Origin of the sequence: Mesorhizobium sp. M0152 (genome assembly GCF_040322415.1) — a bacterium.
GTDB lineage: Bacteria > Pseudomonadota > Alphaproteobacteria > Rhizobiales > Rhizobiaceae > Mesorhizobium.
The window spans coordinates 61,045-79,688 of record NZ_JAMYTH010000010.1; the positions used below are offsets into that span (position 1 = coordinate 61,045).

At 63.7% G+C, this 18,644-nt stretch carries 18 protein-coding genes; 13 read left to right on the forward strand and 5 right to left on the reverse strand.

Annotated features, from left to right (window positions below; all coding sequences use genetic code 11):
• Position 1: 1 nt before the first annotated feature.
• From ftsY to NKJ26_RS13095, 5 genes are all read right to left on the reverse strand, one after another.
• Positions 2-1,924 carry a signal recognition particle-docking protein FtsY gene (gene ftsY, locus NKJ26_RS13075; protein ID WP_352695597.1) on the reverse strand — a complete coding sequence of 641 codons (1,923 nt, stop codon included), beginning with the start codon at positions 1,922-1,924 and terminating at the stop codon, positions 2-4.
• Positions 1,925-1,935: 11 nt separating this feature from the next.
• The gene (gene mtaB / locus NKJ26_RS13080) at positions 1,936-3,231 is read right to left on the reverse strand and encodes a tRNA (N(6)-L-threonylcarbamoyladenosine(37)-C(2))-methylthiotransferase MtaB (protein WP_352695599.1); all 1,296 of its coding nucleotides are present in this window, start codon (positions 3,229-3,231) and stop codon (positions 1,936-1,938) included.
• Positions 3,231-4,115 (reverse strand): diaminopimelate epimerase, encoded by an 885-nt coding sequence (dapF, locus tag NKJ26_RS13085; protein ID WP_352695601.1) that lies wholly within the window; start codon positions 4,113-4,115, stop codon positions 3,231-3,233. The genes mtaB and dapF overlap by 1 nt, the downstream gene beginning before the upstream one ends.
• Positions 4,116-4,333: 218 nt before the next feature.
• Positions 4,334-4,495 (reverse strand): DUF1328 family protein, encoded by a 162-nt coding sequence (locus NKJ26_RS13090; RefSeq protein ID WP_027025692.1) that lies wholly within the window; start codon positions 4,493-4,495, stop codon positions 4,334-4,336.
• A gap of 88 nt (positions 4,496-4,583) precedes the next feature.
• Entirely contained in the window at positions 4,584-5,603 is a 1,020-nt protein-coding gene (locus NKJ26_RS13095; RefSeq protein WP_352695603.1) for an MBL fold metallo-hydrolase, read from the reverse strand.
• 343 nt (positions 5,604-5,946) lie between these two features.
• On the opposite strand from NKJ26_RS13095, the gene NKJ26_RS13100 reads away from it, so the two are divergent.
• From NKJ26_RS13100 to NKJ26_RS13160, 13 genes are all read left to right on the forward strand, one after another.
• A complete protein-coding gene (locus NKJ26_RS13100; RefSeq protein ID WP_352695605.1) occupies positions 5,947-6,486 on the forward strand; it encodes a protease inhibitor Inh/omp19 family protein in 540 nt (179 codons plus the stop codon).
• Positions 6,487-6,575: 89 nt separating this feature from the next.
• A complete protein-coding gene (zapE, locus tag NKJ26_RS13105; RefSeq protein ID WP_352695606.1) occupies positions 6,576-7,769 on the forward strand; it encodes a cell division protein ZapE in 1,194 nt (397 codons plus the stop codon).
• Between the two features lie 345 nt (positions 7,770-8,114).
• Positions 8,115-9,083 carry a malate dehydrogenase gene (gene mdh / locus NKJ26_RS13110; protein WP_352602987.1) on the forward strand — a complete coding sequence of 323 codons (969 nt, stop codon included), beginning with the start codon at positions 8,115-8,117 and terminating at the stop codon, positions 9,081-9,083.
• Between the two features lie 29 nt (positions 9,084-9,112).
• Positions 9,113-10,306 (forward strand): ADP-forming succinate--CoA ligase subunit beta, encoded by a 1,194-nt coding sequence (gene sucC, locus NKJ26_RS13115; RefSeq protein WP_352695607.1) that lies wholly within the window; start codon positions 9,113-9,115, stop codon positions 10,304-10,306.
• A 4-nt stretch (positions 10,307-10,310) separates the two neighbouring features.
• Positions 10,311-10,682 (forward strand): cupin domain-containing protein, encoded by a 372-nt coding sequence (locus NKJ26_RS13120; protein ID WP_352602983.1) that lies wholly within the window; start codon positions 10,311-10,313, stop codon positions 10,680-10,682.
• 2 nt (positions 10,683-10,684) lie between these two features.
• Positions 10,685-11,182, forward strand: a complete 498-nt coding sequence (locus NKJ26_RS13125) for a DUF1579 family protein (protein WP_352602981.1) — start codon at positions 10,685-10,687, stop codon at positions 11,180-11,182.
• Positions 11,183-11,261: 79 nt separating this feature from the next.
• A complete protein-coding gene (locus tag NKJ26_RS13130; protein ID WP_140492797.1) occupies positions 11,262-11,567 on the forward strand; it encodes a hypothetical protein in 306 nt (101 codons plus the stop codon).
• The gene (locus tag NKJ26_RS13135) at positions 11,494-11,910 is read left to right on the forward strand and encodes a PIN domain-containing protein (RefSeq protein ID WP_352602979.1); all 417 of its coding nucleotides are present in this window, start codon (positions 11,494-11,496) and stop codon (positions 11,908-11,910) included. The genes NKJ26_RS13130 and NKJ26_RS13135 overlap by 74 nt, the downstream gene beginning before the upstream one ends.
• A gap of 27 nt (positions 11,911-11,937) precedes the next feature.
• A complete protein-coding gene (gene sucD / locus NKJ26_RS13140) occupies positions 11,938-12,840 on the forward strand; it encodes a succinate--CoA ligase subunit alpha (protein ID WP_027025573.1) in 903 nt (300 codons plus the stop codon).
• A 127-nt stretch (positions 12,841-12,967) separates the two neighbouring features.
• A complete protein-coding gene (locus NKJ26_RS13145) occupies positions 12,968-15,955 on the forward strand; it encodes a 2-oxoglutarate dehydrogenase E1 component (protein WP_352695610.1) in 2,988 nt (995 codons plus the stop codon).
• 47 nt (positions 15,956-16,002) lie between these two features.
• Positions 16,003-17,283 (forward strand): 2-oxoglutarate dehydrogenase complex dihydrolipoyllysine-residue succinyltransferase, encoded by a 1,281-nt coding sequence (gene odhB, locus NKJ26_RS13150; protein WP_352695612.1) that lies wholly within the window; start codon positions 16,003-16,005, stop codon positions 17,281-17,283.
• A gap of 112 nt (positions 17,284-17,395) precedes the next feature.
• Entirely contained in the window at positions 17,396-17,875 is a 480-nt protein-coding gene (locus tag NKJ26_RS13155) for a hypothetical protein (protein WP_352695613.1), read from the forward strand.
• Complete coding sequence (locus NKJ26_RS13160; RefSeq protein ID WP_352695614.1) at positions 17,872-18,627, forward strand: SDR family oxidoreductase; 756 nt, start codon at positions 17,872-17,874, stop codon at positions 18,625-18,627. Before NKJ26_RS13155 ends, NKJ26_RS13160 begins: the two co-directional genes overlap by 4 nt.
• Positions 18,628-18,644 lie beyond the last annotated feature (17 nt).

Genomic DNA, 18,644 nt, shown 5'->3' on the forward strand with positions numbered 1-18,644 from the left:
GTTACGCAACTCCAGCGATCGCCCTGGCGAATTCGCTTGCCGAGAAAGGTTCGAGGTCGTCGACCTGTTCGCCGACGCCGATGAAATAGACCGGCAGCCTGTGCTTTGCCGCGATCGCCACCAGAATACCGCCGCGCGCCGTGCCGTCCAGCTTGGTCATAACCAGGCCGTTGACGCCAGCGACATTGCGGAAGATCTCGACCTGGTTCAGCGCGTTCTGGCCGGTGGTGGCATCGACCGTCTGCAAAACGGTGTGCGGCGCTTCCGGATCCAGCTTGCCGAGGACACGGACGATCTTCTCAAGCTCCGCCATCAGTTCGGTTTTGTTCTGCAGGCGGCCGGCGGTGTCGATGATCAGCACGTCGGAGCCGGCCTCCTTTGCCCGTTCGAAGGCGTCGTAGGCGAGGCCGGCGGCATCGGCGCCGAGCTTGGAGGCGATAACCGGCGATTTCGTCCGCTCGCCCCAGATCTTCAGCTGTTCAATGGCGGCAGCGCGAAAGGTGTCGCCGGCGGCGAGCATTACCGACAGGCCGCCATCGGTGAGCTTGGCCGCCAGCTTGCCGATTGTCGTGGTCTTGCCGGTGCCGTTGACGCCGACCACCAGGATGACATGCGGCTTGTGCGAGAGATCGAGCTCCAGGGGCATGGCGACAGGGGTCAGCACCTTTTCCACCTCGGCTGCCATGATGGCGCGCACTTCCATGTCGGAGACGTCCTTGCCGTAACGGCTGGCGGCCAGCGCGTCGGTGACGCGCAAGGCCGTCTCCATGCCGAGATCGGCGCGGATCAGCACATCCTCCAGGTCCTGCAGCGTGTCTTCGTCCAGCTTGCGCTTGGTGAAGACGCCGGCAATGTTGCCGGTGAGTTCGCGGGAAGAACGGGCAAGCCCCTCCTTCATGCGCTGGAACCAGGAGCGCCTCGGTGCCGGTTCTGCCGCCTTCTGCGGTGCGGCCTTCTGCTCGACCTTCTTGGTGACGGTCACCTTGCCAGGCACGGGTTGTGGCTCGGGCAGGGGTTGTGGTTCGGGCTTTACCTCTCCCTCGATAGGGGAGGTCTCGAGCGCAGCTCGGGGGTGATCGGCGTCTGCGCCATCGCCCCGCCCCGCCGCTTCGCGGCGACCCTCCCCATCGAGGGGAGGGTGAGGGGCCGGCGCGGGTTCGAGTTCCGGCGCGATTTCGGCGATGATCGGATGTGCTTCAACCGGCGATGGCTGGCGGATGGCCGGCGCGATTTCCGCTGCCGGAGCTTCCTCGGGCGCTGACTCGGCTTTGGCAATCGCAGCGGCACTCTGCGCGCGTCGGCGCTGCCCCTCACCCTTACCCTCTCCCCGTGAAGGACGGGGAGAGGGGGGCGTCGGCGTCGAGGCTTCTTCTTCGGTATCCGCGAGAGGCGTCGCGGCGTCGCGTTCAGCGTTCTTCTCCCCGTCACTATACGCGGAGACGGTGCCGGCAGGCGGATGAGGGGCAGCGCCAGCCTCTGAAGATGGCTGCGTGGCCGGCGGCGTCGGCACTTCGACCGGCTCGGGCTCAGGAGGGGGCGGAACGATCTCCGGCTCAGCCGGTGCGGGCTCCGGAACCGCAGGAACGGCAGGAATCTCTTCGACTACCGGCGCTTCGGCGGGTGTCTCGGGAGTAGGCTCCTCCAAAGGCTCTGGTGCCGGCAGAGGCTCCGGCTCGGCCGGAGCGGTCGGCTCCGCTGTCGGCGGGGTCGTTGGAGCGGGCTCGGGCTTCGGCTCCTCGGGCGCAGGATGGGGGGCGGCTTCCGCCTCGCGCTTCAGGAATTCCGGAACGGTCTGCTCGGCCGCCGGCTTCAGCGAATCCAGCGCATCCCATTTGATCGGCGGCAGCGGGGCGGTCTCGTCGACGGGCTCCTCGACAACCTCTTTCTTGCCGAACGAAAATATCTTCTTGAAAAAACCAGCCATGCTTTGCGTTCTCAGGCGGCGCGGGCAACAGGCGCCGCGATCAGGCGGCCGTCATCGTGACCGGTGATCTCGGCCTCGACGATTTCGCCCGGCACGCCGGCGCCGAGTGCGGTCAGGGTAAACCCTTCGGTGCGGCCGAGGCCGTCACGCTCGATCAGGATAGACTGGCGCGTTCCGGCGAGCGACGACAGATGCCTGCCATAGGCGGCCTCGCCGGCAGCGCGCAGTCGGGCGGCGCGCTGCTTGACCAGTTCGCGGCGGACCTGCGGCATGCGCGCGGCGGGTGTGCCTTCGCGGGGGCTGAACGGGAAGACGTGGAGATGGGTCAGGCCGCACTCCCCAACGATTTTTTCCGAGTTCTCGAACATTTCGTCGGTCTCGGTCGGAAAGCCGGCGATGATGTCGGCGCCGAAGACGATGCCGGGGCGCAGCTTGCGCACATCCTCGCAGAAGCGGATCGACTGGTCGCGCAGATGCCGGCGCTTCATGCGCTTCAGGATCATGTCGTCGCCCGATTGCAGCGACAGATGCAGATGCGGCATCAGCCGTGGCTCGGTGGCGATGGCGTCGAGCAGGTCGTCGTCGGCCTCGATCGAGTCGATCGACGACAGCCGCAGGCGCCTCACGTCGGGCACCTGCTTCAGGATGGTCTTCACCAGCTTGCCGAGTTTCGGCGCGCCCGGGAGGTCGGCACCGAAGCTGGTCATGTCGACACCGGTCAGCACGATCTCGGCATAACCGTTGCCAGTGAGCCGCTTGACCTGTTCGACCACGGCGCCCATCGGCACCGAGCGAGAATTGCCACGGCCGTATGGGATGATGCAGAAGGTGCAGCGGTGGTCGCAGCCATTCTGCACCTGGACGAAGGCGCGCGCGCGGCCTTCGATGGCGTCGACCATGTGGCCGGCGGTCTCACGCACCGAAAAGATGTCGTTGACGCGCGCCTTCTCGGTGTCGTTGACGCCGAAATCCGGCAGAGCGCGGTAAGAATTCGCCTTTAGCTTCTCCTCATTGCCGAGGACCAGATCGACCTCGTCCATCGCGGCGAAATTCTGCGGCTCGGTCTGCGCGGCGCAGCCGGTGACGATGATGCGCGCTAGCGGGTTGTCACGGCGCGCCTTGCGGATCGCTTGCTTGGCCTGGCGCACGGCCTCGCCGGTGACGGCGCAGGTGTTGAAGATCACCGCGCCGCCATCCAGCGCGCCGAGGCCGGCGGTTTCGGCCTCGCGCCGCATCACCTCGGATTCATAGGTATTCAGCCGGCAGCCGAAGGTCACGATGTCGACACCCTTGGACAGAGCCGACATCAGGCCGCGCTTTCGTTATCGCGAGCCCATGTCCCGGTCGATGGGTCGAAGCTGCCGGAAAACTCCCATTCGGCGGCACCGGTGAGGATGACGTGATCGTCCTCGCGCCATTCGACATGCAGCGTGCCGCCGCCGGGGGTCAGCAGGCTGACGCCGCGGCCGGTCCGCTTGGTACGGGCGGCAGCAACCACGGCGGCGCAGGAGGCTGTGCCGCAGGCCTTGGTCAGGCCGGCGCCGCGCTCCCAGGTGCGGATGACCATGGTTTCGGGCGACGTGACCTGGGCAATGGTGATGTTGGCGCGTTCGGGGAAGATCGGGTGGTTCTCGAGCAGCGGGCCGAAGCGGTCGAGCTCATAGGACCAGACGTCGCGGTCGACCCAGAAGATGGCGTGCGGATTGCCCATCGAGACGACCGATGGCGAATGCAGTACCGGCGCGTCGATCGGACCGATCTGCAACTCGATCATGCGGGTGTCGCGAAACTCCTCGGCCAGCGGGATGTCCTGCCAGCCGAAGCGCGGCGTGCCCATGTCGACCGAGATCGACCCGTCGACATGCTCGCGCGCGTTGAGGATGCCGGCCACGGTCTCGAAGGTGAAGGTCTTCTGGCCGGTTTCGGCGGCGAGCGCCTGGACGACGCAGCGCATGCCGTTGCCGCAGGCCTGCGCACCGGAACCGTCGGAATTCAATATATCGATGAAAAAGGCGGTGCCCGGCGTCTTCGCGTCATGGATCGCCATGATCTGGTCGAAGCGGGTCGCGGCATCGGCGTTCAGCGCAATGGCCGCCGCCGCCGTCACCCGATCGGCACGGCTGCGCATATCGGCGACGATGATCTCGTTGCCGATGCCGTTCATCTTGGCGAAAGGGGCCGTGCTTGCCATTGCTCCGCGAATTCCGTGTCCGTTTGGCGCTATATGGCGGAAACGGGCAGGAATTACCAGTGCGCAGCCGCCTTGGAGAGGGCTTCGAAATTCACTCCGGCTAGCCATATGGTGGCGGTTTCCAAAACCGGAGCGCAGCGGACGTTCGATCGGTGGGCATCAGAGGCGCTGGAGACGCCTCCAGATGGTCGAAGTGCAGATTTTCCAAACGGTCTCTCTCAGGTCACCGCGAAGACCCCAAGCACCACCAGCAGGAAGATGATCAGGACGATGCCGATGAGAATGCGCGCGCCAGTGGCGGCGGCTCCGGCCAGCGCCGGCATGCCAAGCAGGCTCGCCGCGGCGGCGATGATAAGAAGAATGACGATCCATCTGATCATTGGAATGCCTCGCAATCGACAGATTCGAAATCGTATGACAAACGCGGCTGTCGCGCTTTCGGTTCCGTTGACCGCGGGCCGATTCAATTCAGGATGTCGCCGTTTCCGGCACGTCCCAGACTTCTCCCGGCCGCAAGGCGCGAAAGTGCTCTCGCGGGATGCCTTGCCCGTCAAGCGCCTCGGCCAATTTGCGGACCGGCTCGTCGAACGGTTCGTCGGTGAGCTGGAAGGTGCCCCAGTGGCAGCCGGCGGCATGGGCAGCATTGCACAGCCTCATGCCTTCCACGGCCTCTTGCGGGTTCTGGTGCTGCGGCGCCATGAACCAGCGCGGCTCGTAGGCACCAATCGGCAGGATGGCGAAGCGGAAGCCGCCGTGCTTTTCGGCCATCAGTCGATAGTTGATGCCATCGTGGAAACCCGTATCGCCGGCGAAATAGATATTGCCGGCCGGCGTGCCGATGACGAATCCGGCCCACAAGGCCATGCGCCGGTCGCGGGCGCCGCGCGCCGACCAATGATGCGCCGGCTCGACATGGACGAAAACGCCGTTGCCGAGCTCGACCCTGTCGCCCCAGTCATGCGCCGACAGCCGCATGCCGGGCACGGCGGCATCGATGATGGTGTCGTTGCCGAACGGTGTGATCACCAGCGGATCGTGGCCGGCCTTCAGCTGCTTGAGCGTGGCGAGGTCGAGATGGTCGTAGTGGTTGTGGCTGACCAATACGAGATCGATCGGCGGCAGATCGGCGAAGGCAATACCTGGCGGAGCGACACGTTTTGGTCCGGCGAAGGAAAACGGCGACGTGCGCAGCGACCATACCGGATCGGTGAGGAAGTTCAGGCCGGCCGTCTGGATCAGCAAGGTGGAATGGCCGACCATGGTCACCTTCAGGTCGGAACCGTCCACCCGCCTGGCCGGCTTTGCCTGCGGCAAGGGGCTCGGGTCGGTGGCCGGCCACTTCGAGCGTTGGCCGCTCAACTGCCATTTCAGCAGGTCGGAAAAACGCCCTGGCATCTGGCCATCGGGGTTGAAGAACAGGTTGCCGTCGAAATGATCGCTCGGCGGGCCGCTGTAATAGCGATTGGCGGCTTTCTTTCTCGCTGCCAATTTCAAGCTCCGGCGGGTTGCGTTTGCTAGACATAAGCCGTGTTCTTGCTGGCGCAAGCGTTTGCCGGCGCGGATCCCGATGCGGCAGAGGCAGCCGCGCTGGCTCACCACCACATCGTGCTGGCCGGAGCGATCGACAAGCCGCAAGGGCTATGTCGTCGGATCCAGCGAATATGTGTTCGTGCCCAGCGCTGCTGGTGCGGTGAGTGCGATAAATTTGCAACATTCTTGCCGCAAACCCTATTTTAACCATATCAGGTTGAAATTTCGCCACCTTCTCCATCTTGGTGGAGGTGATATTGCGCGGACGGCTTCCCCCCAGCCGGATCCGACGGAGGTTGGTATGACTTTTTCGAAAAGCGGCCTGGTGGCCGTATCGCTGGCGGCGCTCGTTGCAAGCGGCTGCTCGACCTCACGATTCTCGTCGATGGACGACCAGCAGCCGGCACCGCTGGAGGCCGCGCCCGCCGGCAAGGTGACCGCGAATCAGCTGCCGCCGCCAGCTTCGCCCGGCACCACCGACCCATCGCAGTTCCCGACCGCACCGGCGAATACGCAGGTAGCGTCGTTGCCGCCGGACGGTTCGGCGCCCGCCGGAGCCTCGGATCTCAACGCCGCCAGCGTCGCCGGCGTCTGGAACGCCAGTGTTTCGGGCCAGAGCTGCAAGGTGGCGACGCCGCAGACCAAGTTCGGCGCCGGCTTCCGCGCCGGGCCGCTGCATTGCCCGCCGCCGATCGACGGCATCAAGTCGTGGAACGTCGCCGGCAAGCAGCTGACGCTCTATGACGAGAATGGCGGTTCGTTGGCGCGGCTTTATTCCTCGGGCGGCTCGAAGTTCGACGGCCAGATTTCCAACGGTCAGCCGATTTCGCTTACAAGATAGACCGACCTTCCTCTTGTTTGTTTTTACAAAATTCCGGACGGAAAACCGCTACACACTTTTCCTGGAATTGCTCCAGAACGACGTGACAGATGCATCTGCGTGACGGCCTCCAGACCCATGCGACCGTCAGGCAGCGCTACGACCATCTGGTGGAAGGCGCCGCCATCGAACGCGATCCGGCACAGGAACGGATCGCGTTCGCGCTCGACCGGCTGATCGACGAGATCTCGGCCAAACGGCTGGCGCATAAGTCCAGCGCGCTTGGCTGGCTGTTCGCCCGCAAGCGCGAGACGCATGAAGCCGTCAAGGGTCTCTATATCCACGGCGGCGTCGGCCGCGGCAAGACCATGCTGATGGACATGTTCTTCGAGCTGGTGCCGGTCAGGCGCAAGCGCCGCGTCCACTTCAACGATTTCATGGCCGAGGTGCAGGACCGTATCCAGAAGCACCGGCAGGCGCGCAAGGATGGCACGGTCAAGGGGGACGATCCGATCCCGCCGGTAGCCAAGGCGCTGGCCGAGCAGGCTTGGGTACTGTGCTTCGACGAATTCTCGGTCACCGACATTGCCGATGCGATGATCCTGTCCAGGCTGTTCTCAGCGCTGTTCGCCAGCGGTGTGGTGCTGGTCGCCACCTCGAACGTGGCGCCGGAAAATCTCTATCGAGACGGGCTCAACCGCCAGCTCTTCCTGCCGTTCATTGCCATACTGGAACGCCACGCGCATGTGCTGTCGCTCGACGCCGACAAGGATTACCGGCTGGAAAAGCTTGCCCGCATGCCGGTCTATGTCACACCGGCCGACGCCGCGGCGGACCAGGCGCTCGACCAGGCCTGGCAAACGATGACGCGAGGCGCGCCGACGGTCGGGACGTCGCTGACCCTCAAGGGGCGGCAGGTCGCCGTGCCGGCTGCTGCCGGCGAAGCGGCGCGGTTTTCCTTCGCCGATCTGTGCGAAAAGCCGCTCGGCGCGCGAGACTATCTGGCGATTGCCGGGCGCTTTTCGACCGTTTTCATCGACCATGTGCCGGTGCTGGGCGAAGGCAAGCGCAACGAGGCCAAGCGCTTCATCCTTTTGATCGACACGCTCTACGATCATCATGCGCGGCTGGTGATGAGCGCCGAGGCGGCGCCGCAGGCCCTTTACGCGGCCAAGCGGGGCGTCGAGGTCTTCGAGTTCGAACGCACGGCGTCGCGACTCGTTGAGATGCAGAGTCGCGACTGGCTGGAAGACTGGGCGGAGCGGCGGATGGCCAGGGCGGATGCTCAGCAGGCACAGGCCTGAAGACAGGTCAGCTTCGGTGCGTTCGATCGGCCTGACAGCCGAAGAATTTCCCGGCAACCGGCATCACAAGGGCGTCATCGCCGCAAAGAGCCTTCTTATCTCCATCTTGGTTGTGTAAGTTCTCTTCAGTCGGCTCACAAACTTTGACGTTTACGTAACTCCAAATGCCTCTAACCGATTGAAAATGCTCACCCCAAAATAATCGTTTGAATTTACTTTGCGCTGGAGCTATTGGGTGCGGCGAAATCTCACGGTCTCCCGCAGCATTCCGGCCTCTTCCTCGGCCCCGTCATCAAGTCGTCAAAGATTTGGGCGCAGTCACAGACAAAGGGAAAACATCCTCACATGGCACGCAACAAGATAGCGCTTATCGGCTCGGGCATGATCGGCGGCACGCTAGCCCACATGATCGGGCTCAAGGACCTCGGCGACGTGGTGCTGTTCGATATTGCCGAGGGTATTCCGCAAGGCAAGGGGCTTGATATCGCGCAGTCGTCGCCGGTCGATGGTTTCGATTCCCGGCTGACCGGCGTCAATGACTATGCCGGCATCGAGGGTGCGGACGTCTGCATCGTCACCGCCGGCGTGCCGCGCAAGCCGGGCATGAGCCGCGACGACCTTCTGGGCATCAACTTGAAGGTCATGGAACAGGTCGGTGCCGGCCTGAAGAAGTATGCGCCGAAGGCCTTCGTCATCTGCATCACCAATCCGCTCGACGCCATGGTCTGGGCGCTGCAGAAGTTTTCCGGGCTGCCCAACAGCCATGTCGTCGGCATGGCCGGCGTGCTCGACAGCGCGCGCTTCCGCTATTTCCTGGCCGAGGAGTTCAAGGTCTCGGTCGAGGACGTTACTGCTTTCGTGCTCGGCGGCCATGGCGATTCGATGGTGCCGATGATCCGCTATTCCACGGTATCGGGCATTCCGCTGCCCGACCTCGTGAAGATGGGCTGGACCTCGAAGGAAAAGCTCGACCAAATCGTGCAGCGCACCCGCGACGGCGGCGCCGAGATCGTCGGCCTGCTCAAGACCGGCTCGGCCTACTATGCGCCTGCGGCCTCGGCCATCTCGATGGCGGAAGCCTATCTCAAGGACAAGAAGCGCGTGCTGCCCTGCGCCGCGCACCTCTCCGGCCAATATGGCGTCAAGAACACCTATGTTGGCGTTCCCGTGGTGATCGGCGCCGGCGGCGTCGAGCGCATCATCGAGATCGAGCTCAACAAGAGCGAACAGAAGATGTTCGACTCCTCGGTGGCGACGGTGCAGGGCCTGACCGAGGCCTGCGTCAAGATCGCGCCGCAGCTCGCCTCGAAGTAAACCCAGCAGCCGATCTGGAGACGATCCATATGAATATCCATGAGTATCAAGGCAAGGCGCTGCTGAAGGGTTTTGGCGCACCGGTGGCCGAAGGCGTGCCGGTGTTCAAGGCGAGCGAGGCGGAAGCCGCCGCCAAGGCGCTGCCGGGTCCGCTCTATGTGGTGAAGAGCCAGATCCATGCCGGCGGCCGCGGCAAGGGCAAATTCACTGAACTTGGCCCGGACGCCAAGCGCGGCGTGCGGCTGGCGAAGTCGGTGGCGGAAGTCGTTGCCAACGCCAACGAAATGCTCGGCAACACGCTGGTCACCAAACAGACCGGCCCGGCCGGCAAACAGGTCAACCGCCTCTACATCGAGGACGGCGCCGATATCGAGCGTGAGCTGTATCTATCGATCCTGGTCGACCGTTCGGTCGGCCGCGTCGCCTTCGTCGTTTCGACCGAAGGTGGCATGGACATCGAGGCGGTCGCGCATGACACGCCGGAAAAGATCATCACCGTCGCCATCGATCCGGAAAAGGGCGTCACATCTGCTGACCTGAAGGCGCTCAACGGCGCGCTGAAGCTCGACGGCGACGCGGCCAAGGATGGCGATACGCTGTTCCCGATCCTCTACAAGGCCTTTGTCGAGAAGGACATGAGCCTGCTCGAGGTCAATCCGCTGATCGTCATGAAGAACGGCCGGCTGCGCGTGCTCGACGCAAAAGTGTCGTTCGACAACAACGCGCTGTTCCGCCATCCCGATGTGCTCGAACTGCGCGACACCACCGAAGAGGACGAGAAGGAGATCGAGGCGTCGAAATACGACCTCGCCTATGTCGCGCTCGACGGCAATATCGGTTGCATGGTCAACGGCGCCGGCCTCGCCATGGCGACGATGGACATCATCAAACTCTACGGTGCCGAGCCGGCTAACTTCCTCGATGTCGGCGGCGGCGCATCGAAGGAGAAGGTGACGGCGGCGTTCAAGATCATCACCAAGGATCCGGCGGTCAAGGGCATCCTGATCAACATCTTCGGCGGCATCATGAAGTGCGACATCATCGCCGAGGGCGTCATCGCCGCGGTCAAGGAAGTCGGCCTGAAAGTGCCGCTGGTGGTGCGCCTGGAAGGCACCAATGCCGAACTCGGCAAGAAGATCATCAACGATAGCGGCCTGAACGTGGTTTCGGCCGACGATCTCGACGACGCAGCCAAGAAGATCGTGGCGGCGGTGAAGGGCTGAGCGGATGCCTCCGCGCAAGATAAACCTGGTCGAGGCCGCGGACGCGAAGATCACAAAGGTCTTTGATCCGCACATTGCCGGCGACGTGAACGACAGCCAGGCGAAAGTCGCCAAGTTCGGCGAGGTCTTCGACTGGCACGCGCATGAGAACGAGGATGAAGCCTTTCTCGTGCTGCGCGGGCGCATTGCCATCGATTTCCGTGACGGTCCGGTCGAACTCGGCGAGGGCGACTTCATCGTCGTGCCGCGCGGCGTCGAGCATCGGCCGCGCTCGCTGACCGCCGAGCCTGTGGTGCTGATGTTCGAGCCGGCGACGACGCTCAACACCGGCAACGCCAAGAGCGACCTCACCGTCGCCGATCTGAAGCGGCTCTGACCATGAACGCGGCTTCCTTCTCCTCGCTCTCAGCCGATCACCAGCGCCTGCAGGCGCTGGTCGGCGCGTGGCGCGGCGAGGAAGAGGTGGCGGACACGCAATGGGCCGATGGCGGCACAGCGACGTCGGAAGTACTGGCAGAGGCACAGTTCGGCGGTCTGTTCGTGGTGCAGCGCTACCGCCAGCGCCGCGACGGCACGATTTCCTTCGGCGCGCACAGCGTGTTCGGCTTCGACCAGCAAAACAGCGTCGTCACCATGTATCAGTTCGATTCGATGGGCTTTGTACCGGCGTCGCCGGCCGCGGGCTCATGGAACGGGAGCGAGTTGGTTCTGGAGCGGTCCTCGCCGCGCGGCTCGGCGCGCGTGACGTATGTTTTCGACGATGCCGATGCCTATCGCATGCGGCTGCAATTCAAATCCGCCGGCAGCGACATTTGGCAAGGCATGGTGAGCGGCGTCTACAAGCGCATCTCGCCTTCCTCGGGGAAGGCTGATTGATGGAGATCGTGGGCAAGGTGGTTGAAGGAATACACATAATCACACATATAATGGCTGTGTATTTATGTGGAGACGAGCGATGAAGAACGTCACCCTGGCCATGGACGAGGCTCTGCTCGAAAAGGCGCGAGGCCTTGCCGGACGTCGCAAGACCACGCTCAACGCCCTTATTCGTTCGCTGCTTGCGCATGAGGTCGAGCAGGAAGACCGGATTGCCTGGGCCAAGGCGGGAATGAAGCGCCTCATGGACGAGGCCGCGAAACGGAGCGACAGCGCCGACACCCCTTACAAGTGGGATCGAAGGGACGCCTATGCCGACCGGGAAGATCGACTGCTTTCTCGACACGAACGTCCTGATCTACGCGGCTTCGGAGAAGAATCGTGACCCACGGCGCGCGCCAATCGCCGAAGAACTGGTATCGAGCACCGTCTTTGGCGTGTCGGGGCAAACTTTGGCCGAATTCGCAGCAGTGTCGCGAGCGAAATCCCTTCTGGGCGATGATCTGCTCGACCAGTGGCTGGTTCTCCTCGGGACCTGTCCTTTGGTGCCCGTCGATGAAAGCTATGTCCGCTCTGGGCTGGACCTCGCGCGCCGTTACGGAATTCACTACTACGACGCCGCGCTTCTCGCCGCGGCCGGGTATCTCGGCGCGCCGATTTTCTACACCGAGGACCTTAACCACAACCAGGTTTATGGCTCAGTACGAGCCGTCAATCCTTTCTTGTAATCGCTGAATTCAGAGGCGTTATCATCCATGTCCATTCTCGTCGACAAGAACACCAAGGTGCTGGTGCAGGGCCTGACCGGCAAGACCGGCACGTTCCACACCGAGCAGGCGCTGGCCTATCATGGCACCAAGATGATCGGCGGCATCCATCCCAAGAAGGGGGGCGAGACCTGGACCGGCTCGAAGGGCGAAAGCCTGCCGATCTTCGCCACCGTCGCCGAAGGCAAGGAGAAGACCGGCGCCAACGCATCCGTCGTCTATGTGCCGCCGGCGGGTGCGGCCGAAGCCATCCTGGAAGCGATCGAGGCCGAGATCCCGCTGATCATCTGCATCACTGAAGGCATCCCGGTGATGGACATGATCAAGGTCAAGGCGCGGCTCGACCGCTCGGCTTCGCGGCTTATCGGCCCGAACTGCCCCGGCGTGCTTACCCCCAACGAATGCAAGATCGGCATCATGCCGGGAAACATCTTCCGCAAGGGCTCGGTCGGCGTTGTTTCGCGCTCGGGAACGCTTACCTATGAGGCAGTGTTCCAGACCACCAATGTCGGCCTCGGCCAGACGACCGCCGTCGGCATTGGCGGCGATCCCGTCAAGGGCACCGAGTTCATCGACGTGCTCGAGATGTTCCTCGCCGATGACGAGACCAAGTCGATCATCATGATCGGCGAGATCGGCGGTTCGGCCGAGGAAGACGCCGCGCAGTTCCTCAAGGATGAAGCCAAGCGTGGCCGAAGCAAGCCGATGGCCGGCTTCATCGCCGGACGCACGGCGCCGGCCGGCCGCACCATGGGCCACGCGGGCGCGGTCATCTCCGGCGGCAAGGGCGGCGCCGAGGACAAGATCGCGGCAATGGAATCGGCCGGGATAAAGGTTTCGCCCTCGCCGGCGCGGCTGGGTACGACGCTGGTCGAGGCGATCAAAGGTTAAGGGAGTAGGGGAGTAAGGGAGTAGGGCAGTAGGGAAATAGCAGCGGCAAAAATGCCCTACTCCCTTACTGCCTTATTCCCCTACTCCCTTCCAAAAACAGGAGACGGAGCCAGGCTCCGCACAAAAAATGGCAAGACAAGATCAGGCCAACGACCAGTTTTCGCTCACCTCTTTCCTCTATGGCGGCAACGCCGATTACATCGACGCGCTCTATGCCGCCTATGAGGATGATCCTGCTTCGGTCAATCCCGAGTGGCAGGAGTTCTTCGCCGGGCTGAAGGACGATGCCGGCGACGTGCGCAACAATGCCAAGGGCGCCTCATGGGCGAAGCCCTCCTGGCCGATGCAGGCCAATGGCGAACTGGTGTCGGCGCTCGACGGCAATTGGGGCATTGTCGAGAAGCATCTGGAAAAGAAGGTCAAGGACAAGGCGGTCACCAACGGCGTCGTGCTTTCCGACGCCGACGTGCACCAGGCGACACGCGATTCCGTGCGCGCCATCATGATGATCCGCGCCTACCGCATGCGCGGCCATCTGCACGCCAATCTCGACCCGCTCGGCATCGCCAAGCCGCTCGAGGACTACAATGAATTGTCGCCGGAGAATTACGGCTTCACCGAAGCCGACTACGACCGGCCGATCTTCCTCGACAATGTGCTCGGACTGGAATTTGGCACCATCCGGCAGATGCTGGAGATCCTGACCCGCACCTACTGCTCGACGCTGGGCGTCGAATTCATGCATATCTCCGACCCCGAGGAAAAGGCCTGGATCCAAGCGCGCATCGAGGGCGCCGACAAGGAGATCTCCTTCACCGCCACCGGCAAGAAGGCGATCCTGCAAAAGCTGGTCGAGGCGGAAGGCTTCGAGCAGTTCATCGACGTCAAGTACAAGGGCACCAAGCGTTTCGGCCTCGACGGCAGCGAAGCGCTGATCCCGGCGCTGGAGCAGATCGTCAAGCGCGGCGGTCAGCTCGGCATGAAGGAGATCGTTCTCGGCATGGCGCATCGCGGCCGGCTGAACGTGCTGTCACAGGTGATGGCCAAGCCGCACCGCGCCATCTTCCACGAGTTCAAGGGCGGCTCGGCCGCACCCGACGAGGTCGAGGGCTCGGGCGACGTCAAGTACCATCTCGGCGCCTCGTCGGATCGCGAGTTCGACGGCAACAAGGTGCATTTGTCGCTAACCGCAAACCCTTCCCATCTCGAGATCGTCGACCCGGTGGTGATGGGCAAGGCACGCGCCAAGCAGGACTATCTTTTCGGCCGCGGCCGCGAGGAGATCGTGCCGCTGGAAGAACGCGCCAAGGTGCTGCCGCTGTTGCTGCACGGCGACGCCGCCTTCGCCGGCCAGGGCGTGATCGCCGAAATCCTCGGCCTGTCCGGCCTGCGCGGCCACCGCGTCGCCGGCACGCTGCATTTCATCATCAACAACCAGATCGGTTTCACCACCAATCCGCGCTTCTCGCGCTCGTCGCCCTATCCGTCCGATGTCGCCAAGATGATCGAGGCGCCGATCTTCCACGTCAACGGCGACGACCCGGAAGCGGTGGTCCACGCCACCAAGGTGGCGATCGAATTCCGCATGAAGTTCCACAAGCCTGTTGTGGTCGACATGTTCTGCTACCGCCGCTTCGGCCACAATGAGGGCGACGAACCGGCGTTCACCCAGCCGATCATGTACCGCAACATCCGCACCCACAAAACGACGGTGCAGATCTATGGCGACCGGCTGATCGCCGAGGGCCACATCAGCCAGGCCGAGCTCGACCAGATGAAGGCCGACTGGCGCACGCATCTGGAATCCGAGTGGGAAGTCGGCCAACACTACAAGCCCAACAAGGCGGATTGGCTCGACGGCGCCTGGTCGGGCCTGCGCACGGCCGACAACCAGGACGAACAAAGGCGGGGCAAGACCGCCGTCCCGGTCAAGACGCTGAAGGAAATCGGCAAGAAGCTGACCGAGGTGCCGAAGGATTTCGAGGCGCACAAGACGATCATCCGCTTCCTCGAAAACCGTCGCCAGGCTATCGAATCCGGCGAAGGCATCGACTGGTCGACCGCCGAGGCGCTGGCCTTCGGCGCCATCCTGCTCGACGGCAACCCGATCCGACTGTCTGGGCAGGATTCCGAACGCGGCACCTTCTCGCAGCGCCACTCGGTGCTCTATGACCAGCGCGACGAGACCCGCTACATCCCGCTCAACAATCTGTCGGCCGCGCAAGCCGGCTACGAAGTCATCAACTCGATGCTGTCGGAAGAGGCGGTGCTCGGCTTCGAATATGGCTACAGCCTGGCCGAGCCGAAGGCGCTGACGCTATGGGAAGCACAGTTTGGCGACTTCGCCAACGGCGCCCAGGTGGTGTTCGACCAGTTCATCTCGTCGGGCGAGCGCAAGTGGCTCAGAATGTCGGGTCTCGTCTGCCTGTTGCCGCATGGCTATGAAGGCCAGGGTCCGGAACATTCCTCGGCCCGGCTCGAGCGCTTCCTGCAACTTTGCGCCGAAGACAACATGCAAGTGGCCAACTGCACCACGCCGGCCAATTACTTCCACATATTGCGCCGGCAGCTGAAGCGGGACTTCCGCAAGCCGCTGATCCTGATGACGCCGAAGTCGCTGCTGCGCCACAAGCGGGCGGTGTCGACGCTGCCGGAAATCTCTGGCGAAAGCTCGTTCCACCGGCTGCTGTGGGACGATGCCCAGCTGTTGCCCAACCAGCCGATCAAGCTGACCAAGGATTCCAAGATCCGCCGCGTCGTGCTGTGCTCGGGCAAGGTCTATTACGACCTCTACGAGGAGCGCGAGAAGCGCGGCATCAACGACATCTATCTGCTGCGCGTCGAACAGCTCTACCCGTTCCCGGCCAAGGCGCTGATCACGGAACTGTCGCGCTTCCGCAACGCCGAGATGGTGTGGTGCCAGGAGGAGCCCAAGAATATGGGCGCCTGGTCGTTCATCGACCCCTATCTGGAATGGGTGCTGGCGCATATCGACGCCAAGCATCAGCGGGTGCGCTATACCGGCCGGCCGGCGGCCGCGTCGCCGGCGACCGGATTGATGTCCAAGCACCTCGCCCAACTCGCCGCCCTGCTCGAAGACGCGCTTGGCGAATAAAACAGAACCGGGCTGACAAAACAGAACCGAAAGAACGGACAGGCACAATGGCTACCGAAATCCGCGTTCCCACTCTCGGCGAATCCGTCACCGAGGCGACTATCGGCAAATGGTTCAAGAAGGTCGGCGACGCCATTGCCGCCGACGAGCCGCTGGTCGAGCTCGAAACCGACAAGGTGACCGTGGAGGTCCCGGCCGCCGCCGCGGGCACGCTGAGCGAAATCACCGCCAATGAGGGCGACACGGTCAATGTCGGCGCGCTTCTCGGGTCGATCGCGGCCGGCGGTGGTGCCGCTGCCCCGGCGACCAAACCGCAAGCGGTATCGCAGGCTTCGTCGCCGAATGCGGCATCGACTGGCAAGCAGGCCGCGGCCGAGACCGCCAAGATCGCCGGCGACGCCGGCGCGGTCGAGCCGCGCACCATGCCGCCGGCACCGGCAGCGGCAAAGCTGATAGCCGAGCACAATCTGTCGGTCGACCAGGTTTCCGGTTCAGGCAAGCGCGGCCAGGTGCTGAAGGGCGACGTGCTCGACGCCATCTCCAAAGGCGCGCCGTCGCAGCCGGCCGAGACCCCCAAGACAGCGCCGGCACCAATTGTCGTGCGGGCGCCGTCCTCGGGCGACGACGCGTCGCGCGAGGAGCGCGTGCGCATGACCAAATTGCGCCAGACCATCGCGCGCCGACTGAAGGAAGCGCAGTCGACCGCCGCCATGCTGACCACCTTCAACGAGGTCGACATGAGCGCGGTGATGGCGCTGCGGGCCAAATACAAGGACGTGTTCGAGAAGAAGCATGGCGTGAAGCTCGGCTTCATGGGCTTCTTCACCAAGGCGGTGACGCATGCGCTGAAGGAAATCCCTTCGGTCAATGCCGAGATCGATGGCACGGACATCATCTTCAAGAACTACGCCCACATCGGCGTCGCGGTCGGCACCGAAAAGGGCCTGGTCGTACCGGTCGTGCGCGATGCCGACCAGATGTCGATCGCCGAGATCGAGAAGGATATCGGCCGGCTCGGCATCGCCGCCCGCGACGGCAAGCTGTCGGTGGCGGATATGCAAGGCGGCACGTTTACGATTTCCAACGGTGGCGTTTACGGGTCGCTGATGTCGACGCCGATCCTCAACGCGCCGCAGTCGGGCATTCTCGGCATGCACAAGATCCAGGACCGGCCTGTCGTGGTCGGCGGCCAGATCGTGATCCGGCCGATGATGTATCTGGCGCTCAGCTACGATCACCGCATCGTCGACGGCAAGGAAGCGGTGACCTTCCTGGTCCGCGTCAAGGAAAGCCTGGAGGATCCGGAACGGCTGGTACTTGATCTCTGAGCGGAGCTGATCCGCAATGATTGGTTGGCCAGATACCGTACCCCGATTGTTTCGCGGATTCGTCTGGCTTTTCTCCGATTTGCCTGTGGTCGCTTCGCCCGTGATCGGATGTTTGGTCGCTCTCACGGCGGCGAATTCTAGTGCCCACGCAGCCTGCCCGATCGAGCTTGCCGTCTACGGCGAGCCCCAGAGCGGCACCGAGATCGAGTTCACTCCGACCGGCACGTCCGTCACGGTCACCAACAGCTTCCGCATGATCCTCGACAACAATGTGGTGCTGAACGGCATCGTCATGTGGAACGAGGGCGTGTCGCGGCCGAACGGCGCGCTGATGTACAAATGCCCGGAGGGCGACGTCACCGGCGAGGAGCTTGCGGCCTGCACGTCCTGGCACGGTGTCATCTACACGTCGGACGACAAGGGCGCCAACGGGGGCCGCATCGGGCTGCTGCCGGCCGAAGGCGTGGAGGCGCCGAAGACACTGATCCTGCCCGATCTCGGTCCGGCGCTGCGTCAATCGACGGCCTATGGAAGCGGCGGATTTTCCAAAGTGCCGTGGGATGTGTTCGCCTTGAAGGGATGCCAGGAATGAGCGGGACACAGAAGGTGTTGCTGGTCACCGGCGGCAGCCGCGGCATCGGCGCCGCCATCTGCCGGCTCGGGTCGAAGGCCGGCTATCGCGTCGCGGTCAACTACGCCTCCAACCAGACCGCCGCCGCCGCGCTGGTCGGCGAAATCAAGGCCGCCGGCGGCGAGGCGTTTGCGGTCAGGGGCGATGTCGGCGTCGAATCCGATATCGTCGCCATGTTCGGCGCCGTCGATCGCGCCTATGGCCGGCTCGACGCTTTCGTCAACAATGCCGGCATTGTCGATATCAAGGCGCGCGTCGACGAGATGGATGTCTCCAGGCTCGAGCGCATGATGCGTATCAATGTCGTGGGTCCGTTTCTGTGCGCCCGCGAAGCGGTGAAACGGATGTCGACCCGTCACGGCGGGTCGGGCGGATCGATCGTCAACATCTCGTCGGCCGCGGCGATGCTGGGATCGCCGGGCGAATATGTCGACTACGCCGCCTCCAAGGGCGCCATCGACACCTTCACCATCGGGCTTGCCCGCGAGGTGGCGCTGGAGGGCATCCGCGTCAACGCGGTGCGGCCTGGTATCATCGACACCGAGATCCACGCCTCCGGCGGGCAGCCGGACAGGGTGGAGCGGGTCCGCGACATGTTGCCGATGAAAAGAGCCGGCACCGTGGATGAGGTCGCGGGTGCTGTTCTCTATTTCTTATCCGACGCCGCGTCCTATACGACCGGCGCGATCCTGAATGTAAGCGGCGGCCGCTGAGCCCCAATCGAGAAGGA

Excerpts from the sequence above, each read along its gene's own strand:
- dapF (WP_352695601.1), bottom strand. The coding sequence starts at position 4,115 with ATGGCAAGCACGGCCCCTTTCGCCAAGATGAACGGCATCGGCAACGAG.
- odhB (WP_352695612.1), top strand. The coding sequence starts at position 16,003 with ATGGCTACCGAAATCCGCGTTCCCACTCTCGGCGAATCCGTCACCGAG.
- sucC (WP_352695607.1), top strand. The coding sequence starts at position 9,113 with ATGAATATCCATGAGTATCAAGGCAAGGCGCTGCTGAAGGGTTTTGGC.
- sucD (WP_027025573.1), top strand. The coding sequence starts at position 11,938 with ATGTCCATTCTCGTCGACAAGAACACCAAGGTGCTGGTGCAGGGCCTG.
- NKJ26_RS13135 (WP_352602979.1), top strand. The coding sequence starts at position 11,494 with ATGCCGACCGGGAAGATCGACTGCTTTCTCGACACGAACGTCCTGATC.
- zapE (WP_352695606.1), top strand. The coding sequence starts at position 6,576 with ATGCATCTGCGTGACGGCCTCCAGACCCATGCGACCGTCAGGCAGCGC.
- mtaB (WP_352695599.1), bottom strand. The coding sequence starts at position 3,231 with ATGTCGGCTCTGTCCAAGGGTGTCGACATCGTGACCTTCGGCTGCCGG.
- mdh (WP_352602987.1), top strand. The coding sequence starts at position 8,115 with ATGGCACGCAACAAGATAGCGCTTATCGGCTCGGGCATGATCGGCGGC.
- NKJ26_RS13130 (WP_140492797.1), top strand. The coding sequence starts at position 11,262 with ATGAAGAACGTCACCCTGGCCATGGACGAGGCTCTGCTCGAAAAGGCG.
- ftsY (WP_352695597.1), bottom strand. The coding sequence starts at position 1,924 with ATGGCTGGTTTTTTCAAGAAGATATTTTCGTTCGGCAAGAAAGAGGTT.
- NKJ26_RS13100 (WP_352695605.1), top strand. The coding sequence starts at position 5,947 with ATGACTTTTTCGAAAAGCGGCCTGGTGGCCGTATCGCTGGCGGCGCTC.
- NKJ26_RS13145 (WP_352695610.1), top strand. The coding sequence starts at position 12,968 with ATGGCAAGACAAGATCAGGCCAACGACCAGTTTTCGCTCACCTCTTTC.
- NKJ26_RS13090 (WP_027025692.1), bottom strand. The coding sequence starts at position 4,495 with ATGATCAGATGGATCGTCATTCTTCTTATCATCGCCGCCGCGGCGAGC.
- NKJ26_RS13120 (WP_352602983.1), top strand. The coding sequence starts at position 10,311 with ATGCCTCCGCGCAAGATAAACCTGGTCGAGGCCGCGGACGCGAAGATC.
- NKJ26_RS13125 (WP_352602981.1), top strand. The coding sequence starts at position 10,685 with ATGAACGCGGCTTCCTTCTCCTCGCTCTCAGCCGATCACCAGCGCCTG.
- NKJ26_RS13160 (WP_352695614.1), top strand. The coding sequence starts at position 17,872 with ATGAGCGGGACACAGAAGGTGTTGCTGGTCACCGGCGGCAGCCGCGGC.